Below are 23049 nucleotides of genomic sequence, written 5' to 3'. Positions count from 1 at the left end.
CGAAACCAAATATAGCCGGATTCTGATGATTTGTCAATAAGCATCCGCCTGTACTTTGAACATCTGGAAGTAATATCCCTGAAGATCCATCAGTTCATCGTGAGGGCCAGATTCAATAATTCGGCCATCTTCCATATAATAGATACAATCTGAATCTCTTACGGAGGACAGCCGGTGCGAGATTAGAATGACCGTATGGTTCATTTCCACCTTTTCCATTAATCGCATCCACTTATGTTCTGATATGGAATCTAATGCGCTTGAGGGTTCATCGAGTATCAATATGGAATGAACTCTGTACAGTGCGCGGGCCAACGCCACCTTTTGATTTTGACCGCCAGATAGAATGACCCCCTCCTCTGAGAATTCTTTGGTTAACTCAATCTCTATCTTGCTCTTATCCTCTGGAAATAAAGAAAAATCTATGTTGTCCAATATATCCATCACTTTGTCAATCTCTTCTGCTGTAGGGTTAGACTCAACCAGAATATTCTCAATCAATGAACAAGCATAGCTATTATGATCCTGAAACACGGTATCGAACTGAGACAGGTATTCTTGTTTATTGAATGTTCTAATATCCGCCCCTTTAAATTCTATTGAACCTTTGGTGGCGTCGTATAAGCGCATCATAAGCTTGATTAATGTGCTTTTCCCTGCACCATTCTTACCGACAATAGCAATTTTTTCCCCAGCTTTAATGGAAAAATTTATATTTTTCAGAACATCGGACTGATTATTATAGCTAAACGTCACGTTAGTCAATTGGAGAAGATAAGGTGATAAATTGGTTTGCGGAATTCCAGAATCCCCATCTGTTAACTTGTTTCTATAGTTGCAAAAGGTACGAAAACGTTCAATGTATGTGTTGTGCTCCTGAAATGCCTGAATTCTCTCTATAATCTTGCCGAGGTTGCTGCTCATAAGCGCCACAGCTTCTTTAATCGCGATAAAATCCCCTGCGGTTAGTGTCTGCGTAACTACGATTTTATAAATGAGATACAACAAGATTAGAGAGTTATTAATATGAGTAAAGGCATCACTAACTAAGTACAATTTCGTAAACCGGTTACTGAATTTCTTATAGAGTTCAATCATATTTTCAACACCATCTAGAAACAGGTCTTTAAGTACTAGATGAATATTGGTGATACGAATATCCAGGGCATTCTCACGAAGATAACTGGTCCGGACCACATAATCCATTTTTCTTTTTTCGGGGATGATGGCATGGGTTCGCTCCATTCGGGCCTTGATCATTCTTGTTCTGACTAACGAATCCCCAAGAATAGGAACAACAACAAAAATCAATATTAGCGGATCACTAATCAGTATGAAAAATCCGGCTAACGTAATGGAGAAAAGAGTCTGGCATAGCTGAAACAAACTATTCAAGAATAGAATCGGCCTTGTGGATGTTTCTTCTACAGAATAGATATACTGATTGTAGTAATCCGTATCATCATAGCAATTGATATCTACCTCATTAGCCTTCTTAAAAGCAACATGTTGAAAACCGGAAATGATGATAGGGTCAGAACGTTTTATGTAATATTCCCAAGCAGAATCGTAAACAAGTTTAATGGTTTTGAAGCCAACTATAATAGAAATCATAATTATAATTCGTCTGAAGTCATAATTATTCATTAAAGCATCTAAGATTACTTTGATGGCATACACCTTAATGAACCAAGTGTCGAAAGCGACAAATAATGCGGTAAGAATTAGGCCCGGTATTCTGATCCAGTCATATACGAAAATTGATTTCAGGTAAAATATGCTATTGCTAAGAGAAAATTTCTTGCTCATTCTATTTCACCTCCAGCCCTGTATTACAGGTACTTTTCTGCTTGAAGTCTGTAGAGTTCTGAATACTTCCCTTCCTGACTCATGAGCTGTTCATGTGTGCCACTTTCCTTAACAGTCCCTCCATCAATCAAATAGATCTTATCCGCTGATTTTGCGGCTGTTAACCGATGGGAAATAATTACAATCGTCTTATCATGGAAATGTTCTAAAATGTGATTGAATAATTGATATTCGGCTACAGGGTCTAACGAACTGGTCGGCTCATCAAGGATAATAAAATTTCTTTTACTGACAAAGATACGGGCTATAGCCATTTTTTGATATTGCCCTTTGGATAAGCTGAGTCCATCGGTACTAAATTCAGAGGTGATGTAGGTATTCAATAGTTCCTCTGGCGTACGATCCAGGTTCAACTCAACCTCCTGAAGGGCTTTCCCGATTTGCTCGGACACAGCCTCTGCAGATATATTCGCTTTGTCCATTAGTAGATTTTCTGCTACTGTGCATGCATAATATTGGAAATCCTGCTGCACTACTGAGAACTGCTTACGATACTGCTGTATATCATGCTTCAAAATGGATTCCCCGTTGATGGTGATCTCACCCGAGTAATGGTCATACAGACCGAGCAATAACTTGATGATGGTGCTTTTCCCTGAACCGTTGACTCCGACCAATGCTATCTTTTCCCCTGGATTAAAACGAAGGTTAACCTTCTCTAACACCTGTTTGTCATTTGCTGCATATCCAAAGCTTACATTTTCAAAAGCGATGGTATTGCCGGTGTTTAATGGAACAGGTAATCCTTTTCGACTCTCCAAAGACTTATCCGGTTGCAAAAAGAGAAATAACTTGTCTGAATACAGCTGATATTCTTTCAGTGAAGTAATGACTTCGGTCAAGCCGAATAAATAGCCCGAAAAACTATATACTGCAATTGTTATAGGAATTATATTAGCAGCCGGGGTCCCGCTTTCACTGTGGCTTAATGAGAATAGAAGAACTGCCATGGTTCCCCAATATAAGATGACCTCATGATTAAAAGCTCTCAAGAATTGCAGAGCGCCTGTTTTCCAGCCATATTTTTTCGTGGAGTGTAAGATATCCTTTACAGCATTATCGTACAAATTCAATAAGATCTTCTGTATGGGATACAACCTTAGCTCTAACGCATACCTTTTCATATAAAAGGTTCTTTCAACGTATTTCTTCTTTCTATTGGGCGAGAGGATGTCCTGGTCGAACTGGTATTGCGTCTTTATTAATGTAGTATTGATTATAAAGGCAGCACAGACCGTTATAATTACTATAGCTACCAGTTCAACATGCATAACTCCAATGACTGAAACGGTTGCGATGATCCCCACTACATTGGATAACAAATTGGAGATTAACAATATGCTTCCCGTCGTTCTCTTCTCAACCTGGTTGATGGCAAAGGAGAAATCGTTGAGATAAGCTGCGTTGTCCAAGTTTTTAGTATCTGTGTGCATTATCGTATGTATTAACTGTGCAACAATTTTTTTGTGAAGAATCTGCCGGGCAACGGGATCTATTTTGCTGTAATACAAGGATGTACTTATTCCCCCAAGCGTGACAACGACTTGAATGAAGACAACAGGGATTATAATCTCCATAAAAGATTTATTCGTGCCTATACCGTTCAATACGACCTGGATTAGAATAACCGAACTCAAAAAGTTACAGAGTACACCAAATATATTATTGAAGATTGTATAGGACGACCAAAGTGGTATAGATTTATAGGTTAACTTCAACATCTCTACATAGCTTTTAAGCAATTCCAAGGAAGTCCCTCCGGTTCCACTTCAGACTAAACTGTAATCTTATATTGTTATTGTATTCCTTTGGTTTTTTTCAACAACCTTACAGATTATAGGCTTTCGATTAGCACGTTCAGAAATTTGCAACACAAAAAAGCGAAACGCTTGAAGCTCCGTTCCGCTTTTTGATCTCAGCAATAGTGTTCCATTCCAGTTAGCCCTTATAAAGTACGCAGAATATTTAACAGCTCCTCCGACATCCTGCTTACTTCCTCTACAGAAGCATTAACCTCTTGCGTCAGTGCAGCCTGTGCTTCGGTCAAACTAGACATGCCGTTAATGGTGCTGATAATATGGTCGATGCGGTCATTCATCTCCTGCGTGGTTTTCTCAATATTGTTCGAAGCCATCTTGCTGTGGTCTGCGAGCTTGCGCACCTCACTTGCCACAATAGAGAAGCCCCGGCCATACTCCCCCGCATGAGCAGCTTCAATGGAAGCATTCAGCCCGAGCAGACTGGTCTGATTCGAGACCTCGCTGATGAATTTGGTGATTTCTTTGGTTTCATTCGTTTTTTCTTTCACATCGACTGCCGCTTTGTAGGATTGCTCCTGGACTTCGGCGATATCCTGGGCCTGCTCTGTTACCGATACAATCCCGTGAACAATCTCGTTAATCGCAGTCAGCAAGCCTTCCATCTGCAGGTTTACCCGTCTGATTGTATCCTCTTTATTGATTTCCTGTGTAATATCACGAATCGTTCCTGCTACCCGCAGAGGGATGCCCTGCTCGTCCCGGATCGTTTCACCGCCTGCATAGTACCAGCGATACTCGCCATTTTTGGAGCGCAACCGGTAGTTCACTTTATAGTCCGTTTGCCCCGTGTAATCATTTAAATGATTGGCGAAGGCATCCAGCGTGGGCTGAAGATCGTCCGGGTGTAGCTGGTTGCTCCAGCTGCTTAACAGGTTCGGGAAATCATGTTCGCCTTCAAAACCAATCGTTCGGCGGAATTGCTCCGACCACCAGAACTCATTATCCGGGTTGACCGGATCGCCTGCGATAACCACCATATCCCAAGGTGCTTCCACCAGGGCGCGGTTCACCAGATCATAGCGGACAACTAGTGCGCCCAGCTGGTCCTGCTTGATTTTTTTATCATGAATATCCAGCAAGGCCCCGGCTACCATAATAGGTGATCCGTCAGCTGCACGTACGGTTGTGCCCGTCGCCTGGAACCATTTGTACTCGCCCGCTTTCGTCTTGAGCCGGTATTCAATGTCGTATTTGATCGTGCCCGTCCGGTCCAGCATATGATCTGCGAACAGCTGCAGCACGCCCTCTTTATCCTCGGGATGAAGGCAATTGGACCAGCTCTCCAGCACATTGGGGAAATCATGCTCATCCGTATAGCCAATCATCCGGCGCAGCTCATCCGTCCACCTGAACTCATTGAGCGGATTCACCGGATCTCCCTCGTACACATCCATTTCCCACAGGGAAATCTCAATCGCTTCAGTGATCATATTTAATCTGACCTTATAGTAATCCTCACGTTTATGTATCACGGATGTTAGTCGCGTTAACAATGCTTGCAGTTCATCAGGGACTGCGGCAGAATATGTATCGGTTTGCTCTTCTTCCTTACGTTCAGCCCGCTCTACATAGTTTCGTAATAGGTCGGTCAGCTGATGGTCTGTTTGGGGCGGCGCACCTGCGGGGGTGATTCCTTTGAATCTGTTCAGAATTAGCATGTTCTCTCAGTTCTCCTCATCTCATGGTGTGCGCTGTTTTGGAAAGCTAGATTGAGTATATAACAGGCTTGAACTTTTATATATAAATTTATATTTAAAATTTAATATAAAACAGCGGCAGAATAAGACTTGACAAAAGTCTCAGACTGCCGCTGTTATTTGACTAACGTTTACCGGTTTCCCGTCAAGTTAGTTCACTTGTATGCTTTTCAATATTTCATTGAATTCAGCTTTGGCTTGCTTGCTAATCTTCACTGGCGAAGCTGACAGCAGGGTATAGATTTCATTGTTTTTCTCGAATAGAATCATTTGAAAAACGAGCTTTTCATCTGTATCGCTCAAAGTATAGGTCAACTGCTTCGCATTGATTTTGCCTGCCTTTACGGACTGTTCCGTGATTTTCGATGCATTCTTGTCCGTTATATCTTTTTTGACAAAGCTAATATATTGTTCAAAGTTCATATCTAACTCACTCTTACTATAATGGCTAATAACCAGCATACTCTTCTCGGGTGAGATTAAGAACAACTGGTGATCTACTGCATTCTCTACAGAAGAAGTTACGTCACTCCAATCACTGTAGCCTGTGACTTGGATTTTTTTATCCTTGGTTGTAAAAGGCTGCTTCGTAGATATTGTGGCGGTTTGAATCTCCGCGAGCCAGTTCACCTTCGCATCCACGGCTTCGCCGATGAAACGCAATGGAACGTAGGTGCTTCCCTTGATGTTAGAAGGGGCCACGGTCAGTTTTTTCTGATTGCCATTAATCTCAGCAGTAGTTGAACCCAGCTTAAGCTTGATCAGCGTACCCGGTTTGCTTCCTTTGATTGTTTGCGTTTTGGAATCCCATTCAACCTTCAGTCCCAATGCTTCAAAAATAGCGCGGAACGGAACCATTACCGATCCATTTTGCCGGATGGGTGGAGCTTGGAATGTAATACGCTCACCATTTAACTGCACCATGATTTCGTCAGGATTTGAAGGTGGTGCAGATTCTTTGGTCTCTTCATCAAGCACTTCGACGCCTTTGGCAGCGAGCTCGGTCAGAATTTTCTGTGCACCTGCATTCAGAGGATTATTGCTGATTGAAACCTCCTTAAGCTTCGGAAGAGTGGTTAAGACGCTAATATCCTCGACCAGATTATTCTCAAGGTAGACATGCTCCAGCTCCGGGTGATTTCTTAGCGGTTCAAGGGACTGGATTTGGTTATCATTTATGATTAACCAGTTCAGCTTGACCAATGATTGAACGGGCGTCAGATCCTTAAGCTGATTATTACCGATTAACAGATCTGTTAGATGGGTTAATCCTGCTAGTGCATCAAGCTTCTCTATGTTGTTCGAATCAAGATTAAGCTGCTTCAGTTGGGATAGTGCTTGCAGCGGCTCCAGCCCAGTGATCTGATTGTCGTTCAGAGCCAGGAAGGTGATTTTGTGTAGATTTTGAAGGGGCTCAATGTTGGTGATGCCCAGCCCTGGGAGCATTAAGCTTTTTATATTAACAGCGTGCTCAAGTCCGCTAAGACTGTTAATTTTCTGCTCAGGATCACTAGGATAGAGGGATGTTAGGGTCTGCAGATCTTCTTTGGTAAGGGGAGCGGCCGGCTTCTTCAGCTCGACGCGAATCGCCTGTTCCAGGTTCTTGTCTGAGATGAGAGCGGCTTCTGCGAATACGGATGGAATAGAAACGAAGCATAGCAGAAAAGCGAGTACAGTGGTGGATACAAGTTTGATCATCTTACACAAAATAAATTCACTCCTTGAAATGTCATTGTGACTTGATTCGACATTTGTCTACTATTACCTTTAAAGAAGCTTACGGGATTACTCTACAAAGTATTCTTTGCAAGAGGAAACAGTTGGATTTTCTACACTTGCTGATGGACGATTAGGCCATAGTAGGATAGCAGTTGGAAAAAGGGCACTTAATTTTTCATATTTTCTACTGAGAAGCGAGACTGAAGCAATTTAGTTGTACAATTTCCACTTGCTTCCTCCGTTTCTGCCAAAACCAACTGAACAAGATACGTTTATCCACCTACTTGCTGCCAGGTAACATCTACTAAAAAGAAAATACCAAAAAAGGCACCACGCTGAGGGGTGCCTTACCTTGGATATGAGATTATAGACGTTTGAGCTATACTGATGGCCGGAGAAGGTGCGCTTAAGCCTCCAGCTCCTCCGGGGTCCAGTGCAGCTGGACTCCGAGTGCAGTCAATTGCTGCTGATACGCCTCAAGATGCGCCGCCGACTCTCTGACTGCCGATGGTTCGACCTGCTGCCTGATGGCATAGGCCGCAAGGGTGCCCGCCGCTTCGCCGATATTCCATTCTGTGGGATGCAGGCGGTAGCAGCCGTTCGCAATCTGGGTCATGGATATGTTCTTGCAAGCCGGGAGCAGGTTCTTGACCCGTACCGGGATCAATGATCCGAGAGGAATCTCATAAGGATGGTTCGGGATGTAGAAGGTTCTCTGGCTCACCGTTGTAGGGTGAAGATCCAGGTGATAGCTGCCTACCCCCACGCTGTCCTCATAACGGCGCGGTCCCGCCGCCCCGCACAGCTCCTTGCTCACATCCTGCTCGGCTATTGTGTATAGACCGCGAATACGCCGGGATTCACGGATATAAGGGGCTTTGGCAAGTCCGTCCTCCGTGCCGAGCACATCTCCGCGCAGCCGTACACCCGGGTAGCCCTTCCCGCCGTCCAGGCGGGGCGCTTCGGTCTGGAGCCAATACACGAGCGAGAGGGTGAGCTGCCGTGCTCCCTCTAGATGCCGCTCCCGTTCCTCCGGCGATACGCCGATGATTGACCCGGCATAGTAATCGTTCAGTGCCCAGTTCAGCAGAGTGACTTCGCCGTCATTCAGCGGCTCCGTCCAGATGGCCGGGTCTACGATCCGCCGGTAATCCCACAGGGATACAATCCCCTGCTCATTCGGGAACATTGTGAACTGCTTCAGCTTGGTCGTATCGTCTGCATCTGAAGCGAACCAGCTTAAGATCGGATACTGCGAGAACGAGGGGACATATTCGCGCCAGTAATCATAATCTCTTGGACGCGGAATCGTATAGTCTCCACCCGACACATAGTCCACCGCCGCCACGTGGGTAATCGACTGCATGTCGAGCGGGTCCTGGGCCTCCAGGGCGTGCGGCTCCCCCGTCTCGCTGCGGGCTTCAGCGCCGCTGACATGCTCCACTCCGGCCAGCGGAAGCAGATCGCCGCACTCTGTGGCATCCAGATAGTAGGCTCCCCGCAGCCTGATCAGGTCACCATCCGGTCCTTGCCGGACCGTCACTCCGGTAACATAATCCCCTTCAGTATCGGCCGCGACCGGCACTGTATGATAGAGTACCTCAATCCGTCCGGTGTTCACATACGGGGCCAGCATCTCCTGCAGAACAGCCAGTGCCACCTTGGGCTCATGTGCCAATCGGCTGACCCATCCGTTGCCGGGATTCAGTATAGGATTGCTCCTGGCAGCTTCCGTAAGCGGATAATTCCGCCTGTAATATTCCCTGACTCTGCTGCGGAACTCCCGGTAAGACGCGGTACTGCCCGATTGCTCAATCCAGCGGTGCTCATCCGGCGGCACGGCCTGGGAAGTCAATTGCCCTCCCAGCCAGTCCGTCTCCTCTGTTACAAGCACCCGCAGCCCTGCCTTGGCTGCGGCCAGTGCCGCCGCCGTTCCTCCAAGGCCGCCGCCGATAATTACTACATCCGAACGCTTCACCTGTTCGCCAGCCATTTCTCCATCTCCTCCCTGCCGCAGCAGTTAGATCTGTCTTTCGCCTTCGTCCCGGCACAGCCGTTCCAGAGCCAGTCGGGCCGCGCCGAAGCAGCCTGCCCGGTTGCCCAGCTCCGCTGGCACGATTCGGGCGGCCAAACTGCCACCCGCCTGCCCGGCCAGCAGCGGCCACCAGACCGCGCGGCTCTGAATGACCCCGCCGCCGATAATAATCAGCTCGGGGTCTACCGCCGCCCCGATGTTAGCTGTCACCAGCGCAAGATCCGCTGTGAAGCGCTCCAGCACCGCCAGCGCTGCCGCGTCGCCCTGCTCCGCCGCCGCCATAATCTCACGCCCGTGCGTAAACGCCCGGCCGGTCTCCTCCAGTGCCAGCCGCAGCAGCGCCTGGCCGGACACATATTGCTCCGCGCAGCCGCGCTTGCCGCAATTACAAGGGCGACCTCCCGGCACCAGCACGCTGTGCCCCCAGTCGCCACCGCTCCAGGCGGCTCCGCGCAGCAGCCGGCCTTCCGCCAGATTAGCCCCGCCGACCCCGGTGCCCAGGGTCAGCATGACCAGGCTCACCCTGCCGCGTCCCGCGCCCAGCCAGGCCTCGCCCAACAGCGCAGCGTTGGCATCGTTATCGGCCGCCGCAGGCAGCCCGAAGGCAGTCTCTGCCCACTTCGTAAGCTGCATCCCCTGCCAGCCGGGCAGATTATCGGTGGCGTAGACCACCTCGCCCGTATCCGCATTCACCCTGCCCGCCGAGCCAATCCCCAGCGCTTCCACCGCAGGATGGCCAGCCAGCAGTTCCTCCACCAGGCTGTGGAGCTGGCCGAGAATAACCTCCCGGCCCAGCCGGGCCTCCGTGTCGCGCCGGGCTTCCGCCAGAATCGTTCCCGCTTCATCGGTCACAAGCCCCTTGATGCCTGTCCCTCCGATATCCACACCTATGACTTGCCGCATTCGCACCACCTCCACTACTGCGTCTGTACCACACGGAAACGGCGCTGCCATCCTTGTAGGAAAGGTACCGTTTTAGGGCTTAAGTTTCAGCTCATATATCTCCATTCGCCTGCTTTCTGGCGGCATAGAGCATGATCCCTGAGTAACAATACACTTGTAATCGGTTTTCCGCCCACATTTGGCCGTCCGCCCTCTAACCAGCGCATTGTAATCGGTTTTCCGATTACATCTGGCCATCTGCCCTCTCGCGAGCGCAATGTAATCGGTTTTTCGATTACATCTGGCCATCTGTCCTCTCGCAAGCGCATTGTAATCGGTTTTTCGATTACATCTGGCCATCTGTCCTCTAACCAGCGCATTGTAATCGGTTTTCCGATTACATCCAGCCATCTGCCCTCTCGCGAGCGCATTGTAATCGGTTTTTCGATTACATCTGGCTATCTGCCCTCTCGCGAGCGCATTGTAATCGGTTTTCCGCCCACATTTGGCCGTCCGCCCTCTAACCAGCGATTGTAATCGGTTTTTCGATTACATCTGGCCATCTGCCCTCTCGCGAGCGCATTGTAATCGGTTTTTCGATTACATTCGACCAACACGCCGCCCCAGGCTCCAATGTGTTCGGTTTTCCGCCTGCACGCCTCTTTCTCATACCCCTACCTCGACAGACGAACTCAACGCCCCCTATATCACCCACGCTGTTCCCTTAACCGGAATGTAATGCATAATTCACTATCCCTTCATTTCTCCCAGTCGTTTCATTTCTCCCTACCGCTTCATTCCCCGAATCCTAATAAATCCGGTCAATGACCGCCCGCGCGGTGAGCTCCTTCATCCGCTTGGTCTCTTCGGCATGGAGCTGCTCCAGCCCCTGGCAGAGCAGGTCGATAATGAACAGCTGGGAGACCTTAGCCCCTACGGAGCCGCCTTCCAGCGGGGATTCCTTCCCGGCTGTCAGCAGCACAATGTCGGCAATGGAAGCAATCGGGGACTTGGCATAGTTAGTCATGGCAATGACTTTGGCCCCGTTCTGCTTGGCCTTCATCAGCATGTCATTCGTATCCAGTGTGCTGCCTGATACACTGATGCCAAATGCCACATCGCCCGCCCCCATCGTCACCGCCATCATCGACTGAATATGGCTGTCGGAATTGGCTTCGACACGCCGCCCGATCCGCAGGAAGCGGTTCTTGGCGTCCAGTGCCGTGATCCCGGAAGAGCCTACCCCGAAGAACTGGACATACCGGGCCTGATCCAGAGCGTCTACCGCCTGCTGCAGCTGCGCCCGGTCCAGCATGCCTAGGCTGGATTGCAATACACCAACCATTAAGGCATACAGGTGGTCGGCGTAATCCCCTCCACCTGCCCCCTGCTCGCCGTCCGCCAGAGTCTGCCGCTTCGGCAGGCCCTGGGCCAGCATCAGCTTGAAATCCTGATAGCCCTTGAAGCCGATTTTGCGGCAGAAGCGCATCACCGTGGTCTCGCCCGTTCCGGCAAAATCGGCCAGCTCGGTCACAGACAAATAGATCAGATTGTCCGGATGCTCAAGCACACACCGGGCTACCTTTTGCTCTGACTTAGTCATGGACGGGTAATAAGTGTTGATCCGGTCATTCATTTCCATTACGGTTCATCCTCACTTTTCTCGCCGCTGCTGCGAACGGCCGGGTGATCAGCTGCGGCCGGGTAATTGCGGAGCCTACCACCACCGCGAAGGCCCCCAGGTCGAGCGCTGCCTCCACTTGGGCAGGCTGGCTGATCCGGCCTTCGGCAATGACCGGAATCTTCAGCCGCTGTGCAGCCTGCTCCAGCAACTCCAGATTCGGCCCTTCCTGCTGGCGGGAATACGGTGTATATCCCGACAAGGTGGTCGAGACACAGCTGACCCCAAGCGACTCGGCGTATAACGCTTCCTCCAGTGTGGAGATATCGGCCATGGAAGCAGCCGGGCTTGCCTTCAGCAGGTCTATGATCTGCTCCAGCGTACAATTCTCCGGCCGGGTCTGCCGGGTCCCGTCAAAAGCGATAATATCCGCCCCCGCGCCCAGCAGCTCCTCAATCTCTCTAAGCGTAGGGGTAATATAGACGTCCGAATCCGGGTAATTGCGCTTTACGATGCCGATCACCGGGAGCGCAACTGCCTGCTTGATCGCCCGCACATCTGCCGCCCCGTTGGCCCGGATGGCGATGGCTCCGCCTTCCGCTGCCGCCACGGCCATCCGGGCCATGATCTCCGGCCCGTGCAGCGGTTCATCCGGCAAAGCCTGGCAGGAGACAATCAGCCCCAGATGCAGGCTTTCCAGTATATTTTTGCTCAGGGTCCCCACCCTCTCTCCTTATATTATATATAAATTGAACTTGCTACCGCTTCTATCGCTTCTACAGCTCCAAAATCCCCTCCGTCACTCTTCCCTGTCTGTTTCAAGTTCAATTTATATCATCCGCCCGCCCTCACGAGGGCACATACTCTACTGTTAAGCCCACCTCGAACATCCGGTTCCATGGCATATAGCAATCGGTAATCTTAACGCTCCCCGATGGACTGTCAATCCGTACAGTCAGCTCCTCACTCAGCCGTTCCTGTACACGGGCAGCTACGCGGCCGCGCGGTCCGTCAAGTTCGTATTTGCCATAGCCCATCTCCTGCACGGGTCCCTCACTAAGCTCTCCGCGCACTACTGAACAATAGCATACATCCTCGGCATAGCGGAGCGCCAGGAAATCCAGATGCCCTTGTGTACGTCCGTAGATCGGATAGATCATCGCCTGCGAGATTACCGTTCCAAGCGAATTGGAGCTGGTATTCCAGGCGGCATATCCGGCCAGATCGAACAGGAGGTTCTTCTGCCGCAGCATCTTAACCAGCTTCTGGTCTCCACCATTGGCATAGCCGACATCTGCTACAGCCACAGGTACCTTACGGTCACGAAGCAGGTAGTCCCCGTACTCCACCAGCTCCATCAGGTTCCGGTATACGTCATAACTGTGAAAAGCATGCTTCTGCGACACCGCCTCCTCCATCGTCTCCCCCGGTGTGCTGACCAGCAGGACCAGGTCCGCTTCGGCAGCGCTGGATGCGATCAGACCCCCGGCGGCCAGGATCTGATACTTCAGCGTCTCGTAGAAAAAGCGGTCCTCGAACAGCGGCGTCACAAACGCCCCCTGCACAGCGGACAAACGCGGGTATATCAAAGGGATACGTCCTTCGGATTTGTTCATCATCCGGGCAAGCAATGTGCAGCCCACTTCATCGGCTCCCGGATACATATAGACCTTAAGCTCCAGATCAAGCGCAGTGATCCGCGCCCGCACCTTCTCCTGGTCCTTGGCGGTATGCCCATACGGCGCCGAATCATCCTGCGGAACAATCATGAAGTCAATCACCCCGTCACGGACCAGCTCCAGCGCCTGCTTATTCGCTTCAATATTAATTGCTCTACGGCCAAGATAATCCTGCAGCACCTCTGCCGGGAGCCGGAGATCAATATCGGCCAGCTCACGGATCTCCTCATCCGTAGCAATGCCCAGCTCCAGCCGGTGGCCGATGAAGCCCTTACGGAAGATCTCCCGGCCCCAGTCCGCATAATAATCCGGCTCCTCGTCAGATAGTGAGTACTGCGGACAGCGCATTATCAGCTGGAACGCATAAAGCTTCAGCTGCGGGTAACGCTGCCGGATCTTCCGCAGCCGCTCCAGGCGCGCAGCCAGCACTTCAAGCTCCAGCTGGTGCAGCCGCGAGGGAATGATGCCGCCGTAGAGCAGTGTATCTAACGCAACCACTGCACCGTCCGCCCCTTCGCAGGCAGCCTCGAACCAGGACCATAGCTGTTCAACATCACCCGGGCGCTTCTTCAGGCCCATAATCCCGGCGGGCGGACGTTCTACCGTATAATCTGTTCCCTGAGCCAGCAGATAAGGGAATTCATAATTGCAGGGCCGCTCATCGAGCGGAACCAGAATCAGCTTATGGTGCTTAGACATGCTGGTCCTCCTCCTTTGTCTCCGCCTTCTTCTCTGCCTTGATCTCCGCCTCCATCTCCGGCAGCTCGATCCCCAGCGCCTCAGCCGCACGCACGGCCGGATCACTGCCGAGCCGTACACCATAACTGCGGCAGCGCTCCAGGCACTTAAGCACATCTTTCCCAGCCAGCGGCCCAGGCGTATTCTCCAGCTGTCTGCGCACAGCCCGCCACAGCACAGCATCTCCGATGGCCCGGCGCAGCCACGGCCCTGCTTCTTCGATAAATTTGGCATTGTCTAACCCGCCAAGCCGTACGGCAGCCTGCTCCAGCCGGCTGAAATAAGCGTCCAGCCGCTCCAGATCGCGTTCCGCCAGCGCATCGTCCAGCTCCGGGTAGCCGCCGGAATACAGGCGGCTATTCAGATTTTGGCGGCAGAAGAACATCATGTCCTCCGCCAGCTCCCCGGCGAATTCACGCACGGACAGCTCCCAGGACAGCTCCGGCATGTAACGCTCGCTGTTCCACATATAATGGGCCATCGTGTTAAGCGTGATCTTGGAGCATTCCCACTGATTCATCGGATTGGCAACGACTGCTGTATGCCCGTAATTGCCGAGCCGGGAGCTGCGCCCGCGCACCGGATCAAGGAACAGCCGGTCCTTATCGCAGTCATTCACCGGAATATTGTCCCACAGCCACAGCTCATGCCCGTAAAAACTGTAATTATCCTCCGCATGCCCCCGGCCAATCTCCGGGGCGAAGACGAAATAGCCGGTCCAAAACACTTTTACAGCGGGATGAAGCTGCTCGCGGATATCCTTCTTGTACTCCGTGTTCCAATACGACCAGTATTCCGATGGACACATCGCCAGGGTGAAGTGCGGCAGACATCCGGCTAAGTAATCATAGACCCGGTTCGTCACATAGGCATGGGCGGTCCCGGAGCGCTCCAGGAACTGCTTGTTGTCGCCTTGGAGCACATAATCTATGTCATCCATCAGCAGTGCGAAATGCCGCACTCCAATCGCGATCATTGCCGCAAGCTTCTCCTCCAGCTTCGCGAAGTCGCCTTGGCTGCGGAATTCCAGATCATTGCCCGGGCTAATACAATAGTAGAAATCCACCAGATGCTTGTCGCATTCCAGCTTAAGATCATGAATCCTGGTGAACACATCGTCCGGGTACGGCTCACGCCATAGCTTCCGGTGATAGAGATCATCCTTCGGCGCGTACATGAAGGCGTTCATCCGGTGCCCGCTCATATAACTGACCGAATCCATCCGGTCCGCGAAGCTCCATGGCACGCCATAGAACCCTTCAATAATGCCCCGTACCGGAAAAGAAGGCTCATCCTCCACCGTAACCACCGGCAGGCGGCAGCAATCCTCCTCCACAGTAAGCAGTTGCTTCAGCGCATCCAGCCCGTACTTCAGCCCCCGCCGGTTAGACGCAGCGACAACAAGCTTAGCATCCTCTCCAATTACCAGCCGGTATCCGTCCGCAGCAAGCCCGGCGTCATACTCCAGCATCAGCTGCGCATTCCCCTTATCGGAGGTGGCTACGCCCGGTCCGGCCGGTTCCAGAATTACGATGTCTCCGCCTTCAGCAAGTAGCCCGTTTACATCCTGATTCATCGCATAACGTGAAGCCAGCTCACAGCAAAGCTGCGAACCCTCAACCACCAGCTCTTTCCCTTGCGTATAATAGTCGCGGAACAGATATTGGCAGTCCCGTAACGAAATCCCCATTGAGTTATGCCTCCTTCGTTAGCCTTTTATCGCGCCGGCAATCCCTTCCATATAATACTTCTGCGTGAACAGGAACACGAGGATGATCGGCAGCACCGAGATCATGGTTCCGGCGGCAATCCAGCCGAAGTTATAGGAGAATTGCCCGTTCAGATACGTCAGAGCTGCGGCGAGCGGATACTTCTCCGGGTCATCCAGGACGACAATCGGCCACAGGAAGTTATTCCAGAACGCCATGACCTCCAGCAATCCAATCACCGCAATCCCCGGCTTGACGAGCGGCATGACCAGTTGAATGAAGATGCGCAGCTCGGAGGCTCCGTCCATTTTACCCGAATCCCGGATATCTGCCGGAATACCCAGGAACGTCTGCCGCATCAGGAAAATATTGAACACGGACACCGCTGCCGGAAGAACAACACCGAAGAACGTATTGCCCAGCTGAAAAGCCTGAATCGTCAGATAATGTACAATCATAGCGGTGGCCGACGGAATAATCATGGTCGAGATCAGCAGCGTGAAGACCAGGTTCCGGCCCTTGAACCGGAAGGCCGCCAGCGGATAAGCCGTCAGACAGGATAGAATAATGTTGAACACGACTCCCAGCAGCGTAATGATGACCGTATTCAGAATGTAACGCGGAAAATTCATGAAGTTCCACACCTGCACATAGTTATCGAACGCAATGAAGGTGGGCAGAATAGCCGGCGGGTTCGCAAACACGTTGCGCCCCGGCATCAGCGAGACACTGAGCAGCCACAGGAACGGCCCCATCATGAACAGGGCAAGCAGGATCAGCAGCAGATAAGTGATTAGAACACGCAAGCTACGCGGTATCAATAGGAATTCACCCCGCCTTTCCGGTTCAATCTGAATACGAGTACACTAAGCGCTCCCACCATCAGACTGACGATCAGCCCGAGCGCCGAAGCATAGCCGAAGTTGAACTGCTCCAGCCCTTTTTGAAAAATATAGACGCTTGAAGTTAATGTAGACGTCCCCGGTCCGCCCTTGGTCAGAATGTAGACCTCATCGAACACCCGGATCGCGCCCATCACCGAGATCAGCGTGCAGAACAGAATATGCGGGCGCAGCAGCGGCAGCGTCACATGTACAATCAGCCGTAGCGGCCCTGCCCCGTCCACCCTTGCAGCCTCGTAGAGATCTGCCGGAATGCCCTGAAGCCCGGCCAGATAGAGCATCATGTAATAGCCGAGGCCCTTCCACATCGTAATGAACATTAGAACATACAGCGCCGTGCTGCTCGTGGACAGCCAGGAGACCTGTTCGCTGATAATCCCTGCCTTCAGCAGCAGGTAATTGACAACTCCGTTATTGCCGAGCAGCCAGCTCCAGATCAGCGCCACCGCAACCATCGAGGTCACGACCGGTATATAGTAGGCGGCCCGGAACATTTTGACTCCAGGAATCCGGCTGTTGACCAGAATAGCCATTAAGATTGAAATGATCTGGATCACCGGCACAATCAGCACATAGACCAGTGAATTCCACAGTGAAATCAGGAAATTATGATCCTGGAAGGCCCGGGTGAAGTTGTCCAGACCTACATACTTCGTCTCGGTAATGACAGAATAATCTGTCAACGAGAGCGGTATGCCGTAAATAATCGGCCAAAAGGTAAATACCGCCAAAAACAGCAGCCCAGGCGCCATAAACGCCCATGCGGTAAAAGATTCAGACCGAAACCCCTTGTACACCCGCTACACCTCCCCCTCATCAGCTATGCTTCTGCAGCTTAGGAACCCTGACTGATAATATTATTGACTTCCTTCTCTACCTTGTTCAGTGTCTCCTTGATATCTGCGCCGTTCATCAGAATCTCCTGCAGCCCCCGCGCCAGCGCAGAGTTGATATCTGCGGCGCTTGGGACGCCGACCATATAATCGGTAGCCTTATCGAGACTTTGCGAGGAGGCTACCTTGGCTTCGGCTTCGAGTGAGCCGTCAGAGTCGGTGAAGAACGGGTCCTGAATCGAAGCCTTGCTTGACGGCAGTGTGTTGGCGACCTTGGAGAAGGCTGTCTGGTTCTCGGCATTCGTAAGGAAGGCAGCGAATTCCACCGCCTGCTGCGGGTTCTTCGACTTCTGCGGCACGACCAGATTCATCGAATTAGAGAGACGCAGGTTCGCCTTGCCTGTCGGCAGCGGGACCGCAATGGTGTTCTTGTAGACATCCGGCGCAGAGGTCTTGATGAAGTTAATGAACGTTGGGCCGGACAACTGGAAGGCTACCTGCTCACCGGAGAAATACTGAATCTGCTTGCTGAAATCAGCGTCCTCCTTCAGCACTACCCCTTCCTTCATCAGGTCGCGCATCTGGGTAATCATTGCCTCGGCTTCCGGCGTATTGAAGGCCGCAGCCGTCTTGTCTTCATTCAGGATCTGGATTCCGTCGATCGGGAACAGCTTGGAGACCAGCTGCTGGGCATACCCGGCTGCTCCGGTTTTCTCATGAACCTGACGCGCCCACTCCACCAGCTCCTCGCGGGTCTGCGGCGGGTTCGCCGGGTCGAGACCGGCCTTCTCCACCAGCTTTTTGTTCATGAACAGCACCTCAGTGCCTGTGTACCAGGGAAGCGCGTAAGCCTTGCCATCGAATACCGTAGAATTATAAATCCCCTCGAAATAACTCTTCGCCTGCTCATCCGTCAGGTACTCGTTCAGATTCAGCAGCGCTCCCTTACTGCCTAACTGGCTGGCGAACTCGGTGTTCAGATTCACGACATCGGGACTCTTGCCGCTCGCTGTACTAGTCAACAGCCGCTGCGAGATTGCATCATAGGGATAGTCCTTCCACTCTACCGTCACCCCGGGGTGGCTGCCCTCATACTGGGTAATCAGATTATTGAAGTAATCATTGAACGTAGGCTGAAGTGCAATCGTCCAGAATTCAAGCTTCACCGGCTCCGCCGCAGCCGTAGCTTCAGCGCCCGTGCCGGGTGCTCCGGTGCTTCCGGCATCCGGTGTCCCCTTCGTATTGCCATTTCCTCCGCAAGCCGCAAGCAGCATAGACATGGTCAGCAGCAGCGATACTGTGAAGCCCTTTCTGTTAGTTCCCACACCACATTCCCCCTCAGATTAAGTGTAAGCGAGCGCCCTTCCCGCGTCAGGATTCCTGACTAATGCTCCCTCTTGGCATAGAGTATAGCAGAATTTGGATTAAAATAAAGTAATTTTTCTAAAATAAAATAAAAAAAGAAATAATTTTTCTTTTTATGGTTTTAAAAACCTCCGCCTGCACCAGAAGCATCTTCCCGGCAGGCGGAGGCTGTATTTAGAATAGAATATCCCCTTCTTTATTCTGCTCCGGCCTCAACCAGCCATTGCTTGAGCGTATCGAGATCACCGATCTCTCCGACCACGACTTTGCTTATCTCGCCCGCCTTATTGATGATATAAGTTGACGGCAGTGCATTGACGCTATACGAGGCAGATATTCTTCCGGTAACATCGATAATTACGGGAAAAGTGAACTGCTGCTCCGCCATATACTCCGATACCGTCCCCTTGGATTCTCCTGCGTTCACGAACAAGGTCTCGACTGGAAGCTCTGCGGACTGGCTTAGTTCATTTAACAGGGGCATTTCCCGCATACAGGGCTTGCACCAGGTCGCCCAGAAGTTAAGCAGCACGACCCGGCCCTTGTATTCGCTGAGGCGCACCTTCTCCCCCTGCAAGGTTACCGCTTCGAACGCCGGAGCCGAAGCACCTGCGGTCATTCTCCCAGCCGGAGGTTGGCTGGACTGCTGAAGATAAACCCCGATTCCGGCAGCACAGGCAGCGGCAATAATCAGCAGAGTAACGATCCGGCGCAGCTTCATCCCAGCCCCAGACTATGGTGAAAGGCGGCATACAGCGAACCGAATTCTGCCCGGATCTCTGCCGTAGTGCCTGACCCCACATGCTTGCCCTGATTCAAGAAGACAATCTGATCGGCCACCCGATCCGCAATCTCCAGCTGATGAGTGGAAAAGAGGACCGTATGCCCCTCTTCCCGGATGTTCTGCAGCAGCTTCACGAATTCGTTCATCCAGAACGGGTCCAGCCCGTTAGTTGGCTCATCCATAATCAGGAGCGGCGGCTTCGCCAGCAGCGCTTGCGCGAACAGCACACGCTGGCGCATCCCCTTGGAGAAGGTGGTCACCAGGCTGTTGCGCTTATCCGCAAGTCCGACTAGAGCCAGCACCTCCTCTACCCGCTGTTTGCGTCTGGGAATCCGGCGCAGCGCCGCCCAGAAATTCAGCAGTTCTTCCGCAGACAGCCCGTGGCTGAACTGATAATCATCCGGCATATAGCCGATTTGCATGGAAAAGCGCTTGCGGGATTGCTTCCACTTCAGCCCGTTTACCGTAATTTCGCCTGAAGTCGGCTGTAGAATCCCGGCTACCATCCGCAGCACCGTGCTTTTGCCGGCTCCATTCCCGCCGCACAGGGCAAGTATGCTGCCGCCTGGAACCTGGAAGCTGATCTCTTCGACCAGTGTTTGCCGCCCAATGACCTTGGTAATCCCTTTCACCTGAATTAGCGGATTATCCACGGGAACGCCCCCTCTCCCAGATCCAATATACCGCTAAGATGGACAGCAGCACCCAGGCAGCGCAGACCGCGAGGAACAACAGGCTGCCGCCCGGGCGGCTAATCCATTCCACCCACTGATAATATTCCGGCCCCAGAACCGACCCTCCGCCCAGCTTCACCACCACGAACAGGCGCACCAGCTCAGCCGGATTAAGCATCGTCAGCACAATCAGCGCTGGCTTGATCCAGAGATATGGGAGCAGGCCGAGGCCTGCGATCAGGAATGTCGGCCAGCCGATCACCGCAAAGAACCAGACCGCTACGGAGATCGTCAAGGCCTGCCAGCGGTTGCGGGATAACGAGCCGATGAAGAGGGCAAGGGTCAGGAACAGTAAGACCAGACCTGCCGAGAAGGCCAGGAACAGGAAGTAAGTATCCGCCGCAAAAGCCATCCCGAGCAGGCCGCAGACCAGCCCCATCAGCCCGTAACCAAACGCTACAATCGTCAGCAGGACAGCGGCTAGCCCGGTGTATTTTCCCAGAACGAAGGATAAGGTTCCAATGGGATAGGTGGATAAGAGCTGCCAGCTTCCGTCTTCCCGTTCCGAGGTCAGTGAGAAGGAGCCCAGAAATAACGTCATCAGCGGCAAAAGATACAGAATCAGGCTCAGCATAGAGCCCGTAACAGCCGTATAGCCTTCCACCGCGTTATTCGCATGGATCAGCAGCAGCCCTAGACTGAAGGTACAGAACAAGGCCAGGAAGGAATAGGCCCACGGGTTGCGGAAGCCCATCTTAAGCTCTCTGCGGGCGATATGCAGGATGTCAGCCATACTCACATATCCGTCTCTTCGGAATGCTTGCCTTCCTCTGAGCTATGCTCCTCCATATGACCTTCCCCGCTCTGCATGTCCATGTTCATCATATCCTTGTTCTGCTTCCATTCATGGGAGGCCAGCTCTCCGGCGGTCAGAACAGTGCCTAGCGCCTGCTCCTTCACGAATGCTTCTGCTGCCGCCTTGTCCTTGAAGCTGATCACTCCATAAGCCATCGGTGTACGCAGAGAAGCGTCATACACATAGCTCGCCTTGCTGAATTCAATCCAGCTCTTGTCGTTATAGTCGCGGACATAATCCATGCCGATCTGCTCCGTGCCATTGCTGGTCTTCCACTCATTCATGCAGCCGATATCGTCGAACTTGTAATTCTTGCCGTCCTTGGTCGTTAGCTGAGTGGCGAAAGCATCATCCTTCACCTGCATATTGCAGACCACACAGATATCGACGTCTTCATTAATCGCTAACGGCTCGTATTTTTTCTGTCCGCAGGCCGCGAGGATCACCAGACTCATTGCTACCATCAAGACCAGACTCCATCGTTTCATAATCGCAGTACCCCCAAGTATATGATTGTAATTACGGATAGGAACAGCAGCAGCCAGCCCGCTACCATGACCGTGCCTTGTCCGCCTGCCGCCTGATCCGGGCTAACTGTACCTGCCTCAAGCTGCATGAGCGGCGCTGAATCGGTGGACCACCCTGCCGAACCGCCGGTGTACATATCGCTCAGGAACGTCATCCCCGGTGACTGGAAAAACAGCTGATACGCTGCATTCCCCGCAACCAATTGCTGATAGAAGGGGTTGATCGCATACTTCAGATCGCTGACCCCATCCCCCGTGAGATCCAGTCCGCCAAAGGCGTCCCAGTAATTCCCGTTCATCTCATTGTCCCTGCTGCCCGTGGCCTGGGCCTCAATGACGTTCGCCACAAACCCGTTACGCTCAAAGCGGTTGCCCTCTGCGTTCTCGAACTGCACGCCGATATAGTTGCGGAGCACCAGATTCTGCTGCAGCTTGTTATCCGAGGACTGCTGCATGTAAATCCCCACCCGGTTGCCTTCCACCCGGTTGTTCATAATCGCGGAATTCCGCACATCGTAGAGCAGAATCCCCTGTGAATGCACATTCCGGCTCTGCTTGCGGAAGGAGTTCCCCGACACCACCACATCGGTTACGCCCATTACCATTGCGCCGGTAATGTTGTATTCCCCGGTGTTGTTAGTGACCTTCGAGCCATTGATATACATGCAATGGACCCCGTACCGCAGATAAGAGAGCTTGTTCTGATCCACCACCGTATTGCGGCTGTTCTCCAGATAGATGCCATCCCGCAGATAAGCGATGTCGTTGCCCCGGATCACAGCGCCGTGAGAGTTATAGAGATCGATCCCGTTGCCTCTCGTTCCCGGTGCTTCTCCCTTGGGAATGAACCAGCTTATTGTATTATCCGAGATTACCCCGCCATCGGCTTCACGGAGGAGTATGCCGTACCCTGCCGAATGAATGACCAGCCCCTTCAGGGTGACCCTGTCCGCTTCAACGCGTACAGCCGCCGCTTCCCCGTCGTTATTCTGCTGAATCTTCAGATTCTCAAGCCTTACACCGTCTGCCGTGATCAGCACCGCCGTCTGCTCGTCCTTTGCCGTATGCAGCAGAATCGCCTCGCCGTTACCGTTAATCGTCAATCGCTTATCCAGCCGGACCGGACCGGAATAGGCTCCCGGAGCCAGGGTGATGAGATCTCCCTCACGGGCTGAGTCGATGATGGGCTGGAGCGGAAGGACTCGGGTGCTGTTGTCTGCGCTTACAACGGTGCTATGATTGAAGGAGCAGATTAACATGCCTAGAATCATGAAGACGAGAACCCTGATGCTGATGGAGCATTCATACCTTTTCAGTACAAGCATTGTTCACCCCCACT

At 52.0% G+C, this 23049-nt stretch carries 18 protein-coding genes; all 18 read right to left on the bottom strand.

Features of this window, described 5'->3' with window-relative positions:
* Positions 1–33 precede the first annotated feature (33 nt).
* Positions 34–1809 (bottom strand): ABC transporter ATP-binding protein, encoded by a 1776-nt coding sequence (locus tag ACFSX3_RS29445; protein ID WP_209990700.1) that lies wholly within the window; start codon positions 1807–1809, stop codon positions 34–36.
* 23 nt (positions 1810–1832) lie between these two features.
* Positions 1833–3617 carry an ABC transporter ATP-binding protein gene (locus ACFSX3_RS29440; RefSeq protein WP_379313614.1) on the bottom strand — a complete coding sequence of 595 codons (1785 nt, stop codon included), beginning with the start codon at positions 3615–3617 and terminating at the stop codon, positions 1833–1835.
* Positions 3618–3814: 197 nt separating this feature from the next.
* Positions 3815–5347: a methyl-accepting chemotaxis protein gene (locus tag ACFSX3_RS29435; RefSeq protein ID WP_209990693.1), complete on the bottom strand. Its 1533-nt coding sequence runs from the start codon at positions 5345–5347 to the stop codon at positions 3815–3817.
* 189 nt (positions 5348–5536) lie between these two features.
* Positions 5537–7084, bottom strand: a complete 1548-nt coding sequence (locus tag ACFSX3_RS29430) for a stalk domain-containing protein (RefSeq protein ID WP_209990690.1) — start codon at positions 7082–7084, stop codon at positions 5537–5539.
* A 427-nt stretch (positions 7085–7511) separates the two neighbouring features.
* Positions 7512–9098, bottom strand: coding sequence for an FAD-dependent oxidoreductase (locus ACFSX3_RS29425; protein WP_209990687.1), 1587 nt, complete (start codon positions 9096–9098; stop codon positions 7512–7514).
* A gap of 27 nt (positions 9099–9125) precedes the next feature.
* Complete coding sequence (locus tag ACFSX3_RS29420; protein WP_209990685.1) at positions 9126–10043, bottom strand: ROK family protein; 918 nt, start codon at positions 10041–10043, stop codon at positions 9126–9128.
* A gap of 787 nt (positions 10044–10830) precedes the next feature.
* Complete coding sequence (locus tag ACFSX3_RS29415) at positions 10831–11664, bottom strand: MurR/RpiR family transcriptional regulator (RefSeq protein WP_209990682.1); 834 nt, start codon at positions 11662–11664, stop codon at positions 10831–10833.
* Positions 11651–12358 (bottom strand): N-acetylmannosamine-6-phosphate 2-epimerase, encoded by a 708-nt coding sequence (locus tag ACFSX3_RS29410; RefSeq protein WP_209990841.1) that lies wholly within the window; start codon positions 12356–12358, stop codon positions 11651–11653. The genes ACFSX3_RS29415 and ACFSX3_RS29410 overlap by 14 nt, the downstream gene beginning before the upstream one ends.
* 133 nt (positions 12359–12491) lie before the next feature.
* Positions 12492–14021, bottom strand: a complete 1530-nt coding sequence (locus tag ACFSX3_RS29405) for a DUF4127 family protein (RefSeq protein ID WP_209990679.1) — start codon at positions 14019–14021, stop codon at positions 12492–12494.
* The gene (locus ACFSX3_RS29400; protein ID WP_209990676.1) at positions 14014–15750 is read right to left on the bottom strand and encodes a beta-N-acetylhexosaminidase family protein; all 1737 of its coding nucleotides are present in this window, start codon (positions 15748–15750) and stop codon (positions 14014–14016) included. The genes ACFSX3_RS29405 and ACFSX3_RS29400 overlap by 8 nt, the downstream gene beginning before the upstream one ends.
* 18 nt (positions 15751–15768) lie before the next feature.
* Positions 15769–16590 carry a carbohydrate ABC transporter permease gene (locus tag ACFSX3_RS29395; RefSeq protein ID WP_379256582.1) on the bottom strand — a complete coding sequence of 274 codons (822 nt, stop codon included), beginning with the start codon at positions 16588–16590 and terminating at the stop codon, positions 15769–15771.
* A complete protein-coding gene (locus ACFSX3_RS29390; protein ID WP_209990673.1) occupies positions 16587–17468 on the bottom strand; it encodes a carbohydrate ABC transporter permease in 882 nt (293 codons plus the stop codon). Before ACFSX3_RS29390 ends, ACFSX3_RS29395 begins: the two co-directional genes overlap by 4 nt.
* 38 nt (positions 17469–17506) lie before the next feature.
* Complete coding sequence (locus ACFSX3_RS29385) at positions 17507–18829, bottom strand: ABC transporter substrate-binding protein (protein ID WP_379313610.1); 1323 nt, start codon at positions 18827–18829, stop codon at positions 17507–17509.
* Positions 18830–19065: 236 nt separating this feature from the next.
* Entirely contained in the window at positions 19066–19590 is a 525-nt protein-coding gene (locus tag ACFSX3_RS29380; protein WP_209990671.1) for a TlpA family protein disulfide reductase, read from the bottom strand.
* A complete protein-coding gene (locus ACFSX3_RS29375; RefSeq protein ID WP_209990668.1) occupies positions 19587–20306 on the bottom strand; it encodes an ABC transporter ATP-binding protein in 720 nt (239 codons plus the stop codon). The genes ACFSX3_RS29380 and ACFSX3_RS29375 overlap by 4 nt, the downstream gene beginning before the upstream one ends.
* The gene (locus ACFSX3_RS29370; protein WP_209990836.1) at positions 20299–21120 is read right to left on the bottom strand and encodes an ABC transporter permease; all 822 of its coding nucleotides are present in this window, start codon (positions 21118–21120) and stop codon (positions 20299–20301) included. Before ACFSX3_RS29370 ends, ACFSX3_RS29375 begins: the two co-directional genes overlap by 8 nt.
* 2 nt (positions 21121–21122) lie before the next feature.
* On the bottom strand, positions 21123–21671 hold the full coding sequence (locus ACFSX3_RS29365) for a nitrous oxide reductase accessory protein NosL (protein ID WP_209990665.1): 549 nt from the start codon (positions 21669–21671) through the stop codon (positions 21123–21125).
* Entirely contained in the window at positions 21668–23035 is a 1368-nt protein-coding gene (locus ACFSX3_RS29360; protein ID WP_379256585.1) for a right-handed parallel beta-helix repeat-containing protein, read from the bottom strand. The genes ACFSX3_RS29365 and ACFSX3_RS29360 overlap by 4 nt, the downstream gene beginning before the upstream one ends.
* Between the last annotated feature and the right edge of the window lie 14 nt (positions 23036–23049).

Origin of the sequence: Paenibacillus rhizoplanae, from assembly GCF_042684125.1 — a bacterium.
In the GTDB taxonomy this organism is placed as follows: Bacteria; Bacillota; Bacilli; order Paenibacillales; family Paenibacillaceae; genus Paenibacillus_AQ; species Paenibacillus_AQ rhizoplanae.
Note: the sequence above shows the minus strand (reverse complement) of the source record. Positions and strands in the feature narration are given on the sequence as shown.

Coding starts and splice junctions, on each gene's coding strand:
- ACFSX3_RS29445 (WP_209990700.1), bottom strand. CDS start 1,809: ATGAGCAAGAAATTTTCTCTTAGCAATAGCATATTTTACCTGAAATCA.
- ACFSX3_RS29435 (WP_209990693.1), bottom strand. CDS start 5,347: ATGCTAATTCTGAACAGATTCAAAGGAATCACCCCCGCAGGTGCGCCG.
- ACFSX3_RS29430 (WP_209990690.1), bottom strand. CDS start 7,084: ATGATCAAACTTGTATCCACCACTGTACTCGCTTTTCTGCTATGCTTC.
- ACFSX3_RS29425 (WP_209990687.1), bottom strand. CDS start 9,098: ATGGCTGGCGAACAGGTGAAGCGTTCGGATGTAGTAATTATCGGCGGC.
- ACFSX3_RS29420 (WP_209990685.1), bottom strand. CDS start 10,043: ATGCGGCAAGTCATAGGTGTGGATATCGGAGGGACAGGCATCAAGGGG.
- ACFSX3_RS29415 (WP_209990682.1), bottom strand. CDS start 11,664: ATGGAAATGAATGACCGGATCAACACTTATTACCCGTCCATGACTAAG.
- ACFSX3_RS29405 (WP_209990679.1), bottom strand. CDS start 14,021: ATGTCTAAGCACCATAAGCTGATTCTGGTTCCGCTCGATGAGCGGCCC.
- ACFSX3_RS29400 (WP_209990676.1), bottom strand. CDS start 15,750: ATGGGGATTTCGTTACGGGACTGCCAATATCTGTTCCGCGACTATTAT.
- ACFSX3_RS29380 (WP_209990671.1), bottom strand. CDS start 19,590: ATGAAGCTGCGCCGGATCGTTACTCTGCTGATTATTGCCGCTGCCTGT.
- ACFSX3_RS29370 (WP_209990836.1), bottom strand. CDS start 21,120: ATGGCTGACATCCTGCATATCGCCCGCAGAGAGCTTAAGATGGGCTTC.
- ACFSX3_RS29365 (WP_209990665.1), bottom strand. CDS start 21,671: ATGAAACGATGGAGTCTGGTCTTGATGGTAGCAATGAGTCTGGTGATC.
- ACFSX3_RS29360 (WP_379256585.1), bottom strand. CDS start 23,035: ATGCTTGTACTGAAAAGGTATGAATGCTCCATCAGCATCAGGGTTCTC.